Origin of the sequence: Streptomyces sp. NPDC059010, assembly GCF_042740355.1 — a bacterium.
Lineage (GTDB): Bacteria > Actinomycetota > Actinomycetes > Streptomycetales > Streptomycetaceae > Streptomyces.
Genome location: NZ_JBHYJA010000107.1, coordinates 1 through 2243, shown reverse-complemented (window position 1 = coordinate 2243; position 2243 = coordinate 1). Strand labels below are relative to the sequence as shown.

The following is a 2243-nucleotide window of genomic DNA, read 5'->3' as shown; positions in this document are numbered from 1 at the left end:
TAAATGCTAATAAAAAAGACTAAAATTTGCTAATATGCTTAAAATGGGTTCTGACGATTTTGATTTAAAGCAGGAAGTAAACAAGGGAATTTTACTAACGAATAGACAGAAAAGAAATATGGACTATATTAAAAATACAAGTCGTCCGCATGTGTCGTGTGACTTTTAAAAGAGTCGGGAAATTCATTTTCCCGGCTTTTTATTTTGCCTAAAAATAATTAAATATGAAATTAATTCATTTATTTTTATTTTTTGTCTTGAAATCGAACACATGTTCCTATATTATTTAATTTATCGAACAGAAATAGGACAAAAGGAGGATTTATTTTCTATGCCAAAAGAACTAGAAGAAAAAGAAGAAAAATCGTCTGCTGAAGAAACACCGAAAAAAGAGGAACAGGAGGACGCGCCAAAATGGGCAAAGAATCTGCTACAGGACATCCAAAACCTGATGGGAACAAAGGAACAGCCGCAGGGACAAGCACAGGAAATTCCAGTACCGGAACCGCCAAAAGTGGAGGAACCGGAGGAAGAGGAACAGCCAGCACCAAGCAAAGCGAAAACGCTCCTCGGGTGGTTATGGTAGATGTGCCGGGAAGTGACCAGGAGGAACAGCCGAAAAAGAAACGCGGTCGCCCTCCTGGTACTGGCACGAAAAAGAAAAGCGCAGCCAAGAAAAAGACGGCGGGCAATGTTGATTCATCCCAGCTGAAAATGCTGTTACTGACGACAAGCGCGATCGTGGCAGCACGACCTGGGATGGAAGACTTTGCATTAACCGCCGATGAAGCCGAACAGATATGTACGCCACTCGCAAACATCATGGCGAAGTCTGAAGGCGTGGCGGGTGTCGCCAGTGAGTATGCAGACCATATAGCGTTACTCATTGCGTGCTTTACGATCTTTATACCTAAATTCATTATGTGGAAATCCAAACAACCTAAAAAGAAAGAGGTACAGAAAAATGTCTTGCCAAAACGAGAACTACCAAAACAACCAACAGAACAACGAGGAAATGAAAGCGCGCCTGAAAGAACTAATCAAAAGCCTGCTGAACGATCTGGGGAACCCACTAGTAAGCAATTTGGCGGCTCCTTACATCAACTCATCCCTTTCGGAGGATATTGATGTCTTAAAATTCCTCAACCATTTAGAGGGGATGATCGACTATGTCCGGTATGGTGACGCTGAAGCAAGGTGACTTCTATTACAACATCCCCATGCATGAATACAGCCGTTATTGGTTTGAACACTTGGACATTATCGAACAGGGCGAGGAATTTTTAGTTGTGGAGAAAATCCCTTACGACAAAATCCCGAAACCGTCCATCATGGCTGCTATGAAAAGAGGTAAAGGCGTGAAGCGTGTTGTGAAAGCTTACAGCACGAAAGGAAGTGGAAAACATGCGAATGACAATTGGCGATGACGAACACGTTTTTATCTGTGGTCAAACCGGTACAGGTAAATCGGTTGTCGCTGAGGTATATCTCGCTGGGAAAGACCATGTGGTAAAGCTTGATACGAAAGGCGAAGTACACGAGCGCCGCAAGAAACGGCAGGAATTGTGGCATGGCTTGCAGGAAGGTAAGGACTTTACTGTGGTTCACCGATTGGAAGACGTGTCCGAGGTCGAGACGCCGAAAATTATCTATTGCCCGGTCGCTGAAGAATTAGAGACGGAATATTACAACGCGCTCATGAGCTGGGTGTACAAGCGTGAAAATACGATTCTATGGATAGACGAATTAATGGAAGTCGCGCCAAGCGCCCATAACTACCCGAAAGAATTGAAAGCCTTATACACGCGCGGGCGTTCGAAAGAAGCAGTCGTTTGGGCTTGTACCCAGCGCCCAACAGACATTCCGGTCATTGCTATGGCCAACAGTTCACACTATTTCATTTTCACCATGCAAAACCCGGATGACCGTAAAAAGATTGTGAAAGCAACAGGGATGCCGCAATTTATGGAGCAACCCGGCGGGCACAATTTTTGGTATTGGAAAGTGGGTATGCAAAACCCGGTACTAGCAAAATTGAAGCTTTAAAGGAGGTGATGACTTGGAGACACGAAAATTTGCAGGTGTCGGGCTGAAGAACATGATTGTCATTGCGCTATTCACAATGATGGTCATTGTCGTAACAAAGGTTATTGTCACGAAGCATCCGGTTAACGGTGTGACGCAATTAGTAAACGCAGTATAAGGAGGAAAAAAGCATGAAGGTTAAATGGTTAGTTCATACG

General features: G+C 43.9%; 4 protein-coding genes. All 4 read left to right on the top strand.

The window, feature by feature from the left end; translation table 11 throughout:
- Positions 1-271 precede the first annotated feature (271 nt).
- From ACFWYS_RS46560 to ACFWYS_RS46545, 4 genes are read left to right on the top strand one after another with little or no spacing between them, the layout of a single operon-like run.
- Entirely contained in the window at positions 272-586 is a 315-nt protein-coding gene (locus ACFWYS_RS46560; protein ID WP_377998110.1) for a hypothetical protein, read from the top strand.
- Positions 574-1128 carry a hypothetical protein gene (locus ACFWYS_RS46555; RefSeq protein WP_376642749.1) on the top strand — a complete coding sequence of 185 codons (555 nt, stop codon included), beginning with the start codon at positions 574-576 and terminating at the stop codon, positions 1126-1128. Before ACFWYS_RS46560 ends, ACFWYS_RS46555 begins: the two co-directional genes overlap by 13 nt.
- A gap of 50 nt (positions 1129-1178) precedes the next feature.
- Positions 1179-1427: a hypothetical protein gene (locus tag ACFWYS_RS46550; RefSeq protein ID WP_376642747.1), complete on the top strand. Its 249-nt coding sequence runs from the start codon at positions 1179-1181 to the stop codon at positions 1425-1427.
- Entirely contained in the window at positions 1405-2046 is a 642-nt protein-coding gene (locus ACFWYS_RS46545) for a hypothetical protein (protein WP_384783184.1), read from the top strand. Before ACFWYS_RS46550 ends, ACFWYS_RS46545 begins: the two co-directional genes overlap by 23 nt.
- Positions 2047-2243 lie beyond the last annotated feature (197 nt).

Excerpts from the sequence above, each read along its gene's own strand:
- ACFWYS_RS46560 (WP_377998110.1), top strand. The coding sequence starts at position 272 with ATGTTCCTATATTATTTAATTTATCGAACAGAAATAGGACAAAAGGAG.
- ACFWYS_RS46545 (WP_384783184.1), top strand. The coding sequence starts at position 1,405 with ATGCGAATGACAATTGGCGATGACGAACACGTTTTTATCTGTGGTCAA.
- ACFWYS_RS46550 (WP_376642747.1), top strand. The coding sequence starts at position 1,179 with ATGGTGACGCTGAAGCAAGGTGACTTCTATTACAACATCCCCATGCAT.